Source organism: Amycolatopsis sp. NPDC102389 (assembly GCF_044765885.1).
In the GTDB taxonomy this organism is placed as follows: Bacteria; Actinomycetota; Actinomycetes; order Mycobacteriales; family Pseudonocardiaceae; genus Amycolatopsis.
This window is the reverse complement of the sequence record NZ_JBIWKX010000127.1, coordinates 1-4,053: the sequence shown is the minus strand read 5'-3', so window position 1 is coordinate 4,053 and position 4,053 is coordinate 1. Positions and strand designations below refer to the sequence as shown.

4 protein-coding genes are annotated in these 4,053 nt (G+C 68.7%); 1 reads left to right on the top strand and 3 read right to left on the bottom strand.

Going from position 1 to position 4,053, the window contains the following annotated elements; genetic code table 11:
- Window positions 1-88: 88 nt before the first annotated feature.
- The 3 genes from sigJ to ACIRGA_RS40765 form a co-directional block, all read right to left on the bottom strand.
- The gene (gene sigJ / locus ACIRGA_RS40775) at window positions 89-976 is read right to left on the bottom strand and encodes an RNA polymerase sigma factor SigJ (protein WP_400952918.1); all 888 of its coding nucleotides are present in this window, start codon (window positions 974-976) and stop codon (window positions 89-91) included.
- A 67-nt stretch (window positions 977-1,043) separates the two neighbouring features.
- Window positions 1,044-2,081 (bottom strand): (4Fe-4S)-binding protein, encoded by a 1,038-nt coding sequence (locus ACIRGA_RS40770; protein ID WP_400952916.1) that lies wholly within the window; start codon window positions 2,079-2,081, stop codon window positions 1,044-1,046.
- Window positions 2,078-3,259: a thiolase family protein gene (locus tag ACIRGA_RS40765; RefSeq protein ID WP_400952914.1), complete on the bottom strand. Its 1,182-nt coding sequence runs from the start codon at window positions 3,257-3,259 to the stop codon at window positions 2,078-2,080. Before ACIRGA_RS40765 ends, ACIRGA_RS40770 begins: the two co-directional genes overlap by 4 nt.
- Window positions 3,260-3,348: 89 nt before the next feature.
- On the opposite strand from ACIRGA_RS40765, the gene ACIRGA_RS40760 reads away from it, so the two are divergent.
- Window positions 3,349-3,795, top strand: coding sequence for a winged helix-turn-helix transcriptional regulator (locus tag ACIRGA_RS40760; protein ID WP_400952911.1), 447 nt, complete (start codon window positions 3,349-3,351; stop codon window positions 3,793-3,795).
- Window positions 3,796-4,053: the final 258 nt, after the last annotated feature.

The following is a 4,053-nucleotide window of genomic DNA, read 5'->3' as shown; positions in this document are numbered from 1 at the left end:
CTCTGTGTTCTGGGTGTTGGGGGGGGTGGTGTTGGTGGTGTTCGTCCCCTCCCACCCCCCCCCCCCCCCCCCCCCCACCACCTGTAGTTCAGCCGAGCGGTTCGAAGTCCAGCGCGGCGAGGCGATCCGGGTCGGCGAGGATGTCGATCGCCGCGATCTTCCCGCCCACGACGGTGAACGCGAAGACGGTCGTCGGGACGCCGTCCTTGGTGACGACCATCCCGGCCGCGCCGTTGACCAGCGCGGGCCGCAGCACGCCGCCCTCGCCCGCCGTCCGGAACATGAGCGCCTGACTCGCGATCTTGGCCGCACCGCGCACGAAGCGCGAGGTCCCCGCCGGAGCGGCACCGCCCTCGGCGCGCAGGATGACGTCCGGGTCGAGCACCGAGACCAAGGCGTCGAAGTCGCCGCCCCGCGCGGCGGCGAAGAACGCGTCGACGACTTCCCGCTGACGGCTCAGGTCCGCGTCCGGGACCGTCGGCGAGCCTTGCAGACGGCGGCGTGCGCGGCTGGCGAGCTGCCGGGTCGCCGCGGAAGACCGGCCGACGATCAGCGCGATCTCGTCGAACGGCAGGGCGAACATGTCGTGCAGGACGAACGCCAGCCGCTCGGCGGGGTCCAGGGTGTCGAGCACGACCAGGAGCGCCAGCCCGACCGAATCCGCCAGCAGGGCCTGGTGCTCCGGATCGATCCCGCCCGCACGGCCGATGATCGGATCGGGGAGCTGGGCGCCCACCGGCTCTTCCGGCCGGGACTTGCGTGAGCGCAGCATGTCGAGACAGATCCGGCCGACGACGGTGGTCAGCCAGCCGCCGAGGTTGTCCACGTCGCCGGAATCCGACCGGCTCAGCCGCAGCCAGGCCTCCTGCACGGCGTCGTCGGCTTCGCTCAGTGAACCGAGCATCCGGTACGCCACCGCCCTCAGATGCGTCCGGTGCCCTTCGAAGCGCCGCGCCAGCCAGTCGTGTTCGTCCACGGTCCCCATCCTTCATCGATCAGTCGTAACCCTGACGCGTGGGGGAGCGGAGATGTGACAGCCGGGTTCAGGGCCGTCGCGGGTAGCCGCCGTCGACCTCCTTCACCGGTTTGTGCGGGAAGCGGCGTTCGGCGTAGGCCTTCGCCGGTGAACCCTCCTGCACGTAGAGCGTCTCCACCTTGTCCTGCAACGGTTTCACCACGGTTCCGAGGAAGCCGCGACGGTCTTCGAGGTAGGGCCCGAGCACGTCTTCGCCCGCCGGGCAGACAGCCATGCAATACGCGGCCTTGTAGTTCGGCTTGAACGCGAGGCTCTGCCACATCGACACGTTCTCCGAGTCGGTCACCCTGGAGCGGAAGTCGGCGGCGTCCTCGCTGTCGGCCACGGTCTGCGCCCAGTCGGTGAAGCCGCTCATGAACTCGCGGTAGTTGTGCGTCGAACAGGAGAGGAAGTCGAACTCGCCGGTCTTCGAGATCGCCCCGATCGGGCAGGCCGCGACGCACAGCTTGCACTCCAGGCAAGGGTTGTAGTCGAGGGCTTCGCCGTGGGCGGAAACCTCGGCGTCGACCAGCAACGTCGCCAGGAGCACGAAATTGCCGAACTTCGGGTGGATGACGTTGCGGTGCAGCCCCATCGCTCCGAGACCGGCCGCGACGGCGACCGTCTTGTGCGCGACGACCCAGATCCGGCCGGGGTAGTGCTCCATCTCCATCGGGAACGTCGCCGACGGGTTGATCGCGCGGTACCCGGCGTCCTGCAGCGTCCGGACGATCGTGTGCCCCGCTTCGTTGATGATCTCGCCGCCGCGGTGGAACTCCTGGTTGGCGACACTGCGGGCGGGGGAGCGGACGTCGTCGCGGTTCATCCGCACCACGAGCGAGACGAGGGTCTTGGTGCCGGGCAGCGCGCGCTCGACGTGCTCACGCTCGCCCGCCAGATCCGGGTGGTCGAGCGAGACGGCGGCCGCGTCGTCGGCTCCGGCGGCGAGGCAGATCTCCTTGAGCCAGGCGGCGTCGATCACCGGCGACGGCTTGTCCCGTGGTTTGGCGAGCACCGCCTGTACCGACGGATGATCCGCCAGCTTCTTGGGGAGCCGGTCGGTCACAACGCCTCCAGGATGGTCGCGTTGGCCTGGCCGCCGCCTTCGCACATCGCCTGCAGGCCGTAGCGGGCGCCGTGGTGGTGGAGCGCGTCGACCAGCGTGCCCATCAGGCGGGTCCCGCTCGCGCCGAGCGGATGGCCCAGTGCGATCGCACCGCCGTGGACGTTGACCTTGGCCGGGTCGGCCCCGGTTTCCTGCTGCCACGCCAAGACGACACTGGCGAAGGCCTCGTTGATCTCGAACAGGTCGATGTCCGCCAGGCGCAGCCCCGCGCGCCGCAGCACCTTCTCCGTCGCCGGGATGACGCCGGTGAGCATGAGCAGGGGATCGGAGCCGGTGACGGCGAAACTGTGCAGGCGGGCGCGCGGCCGGAGGCCCAGTCGGGCGGCGGTCTCGCTGGAGGTGATGAGCACGGCGGAGGCGCCGTCGTTGATCGGGCTGCTGTTGCCCGCGGTCACCGACCAGTCGATCTGCGGGAATCGTTCCGAGATCCCCTGGTCCTGGAACGCGGGGCGCAGCTTGGCGAGTGTTTCGAGGTCCGTGCCCGGCCGGACGGATTCGTCGGTGGACACCCGGCCCGAGGGGGTTTCGATCGGCACGATCTGGCTCGCGAACCGTCCGAGGTCGTGCGCCCGCGCGGCCTTCCGGTGCGAGGACAGCGCGAACTCGTCCATCACCTCGCGGCTGAGTGACCATTTCGCCGCGATGAGTTCGGCGCTGATTCCTTGGGGCACCAGGCCTTCCGGGTAGCGCTCCGCGACGCCGGGGCCCAGTGCATCGGTGCCCGGCAGCACGTTGGACCACATCGGGACACGGCTCATGGACTCGACACCGCAGGCGATGACGACGTCGTACGCGCCGGCCATCACACCTTGCGCGGCGAAGTGCACTGCCTGCTGGCTGCTCCCGCACTGCCGGTCGACGGTGGTCGCGGGCACGCTGTCCGGCAGTCCGGCCGCGAGTGCCGCCCATCGCGTGACGTTCTGCGCCTGCTCGCCGACCTGGTCGACCGCGCCGCCGATGACGTCGTCGATCAGCTCGGGGTCGAGCCCGTTGCGTTCGACGAGCGCTCGCAGCGTGTGGGCGAGCAGCTGGACCGGGTGGATCTCGTGCAGGGCGCCACCGGGCTTGCCCTTGCCGATCGGGGTACGGACGGCGTCGACGATGACCGCGTCGTGCACGGCTGCCTCCAGTAGTGAGTTGGTATCTCCAACTCACTCTGGCACCGAGTGGGTTGGAAATCAAGACTCACTGGGTTTACGCTGGTCGCATGACCGAAGGACCGAGGGACTGCTCGATCGCCAACGCGATGGAGGTGATCGGGGAGCGCTGGAGCCTGCTCGCGCTGCGCGAAGTGTTCTTCGGGGCGCGGCGGTTCGATCAGATCGTCCGCAACACCGGGGCGAGCCGAGACATCCTGACCGCGCGGCTGCGGAAGCTCGTCGAGACCGGAATCCTCGAAAAGCGGCTCTACGAGGAGCATCCGCCGCGCTACGAGTACGTGCTCACCGAGGCGGGGCACGCCCTCAACCACGTCCTGCTGAACCTCATGGCGTGGGGCGACGCGTACGTCACGGAGGGACCGCCGCCGACGGTGTGGCGCCATGCGTGCGGCGAGATCCTCGCGCCGGAGACCGTATGCGCGCACTGCCACGAACCGGTGCGGGAGAAGGACATGACGCTGGTGCGGAGCACGCGTCGTTCTGCCGCCTCGTGAGTGGTAAGGGGCGGTTCTATTGAGGGATAAGTCAAACGTGGCGTGGACCCTCTTCGCTGACGCCTAAGCGCCGCTGATTGTCCACAAGGGACACTCTTCGACTGTGCGGCGTCCGTTTTATATCCATTTGTACGATCTTGGCCGAGGTCGTGAGTGGCAATGAGGGTTAGAACCCCATGTCTGAGTTCAGGACATGTCGGACAGTTGATGTTTCAGGACCTCACGGACACTGACCGGCCTGTCGGCGTGGTGACCAGG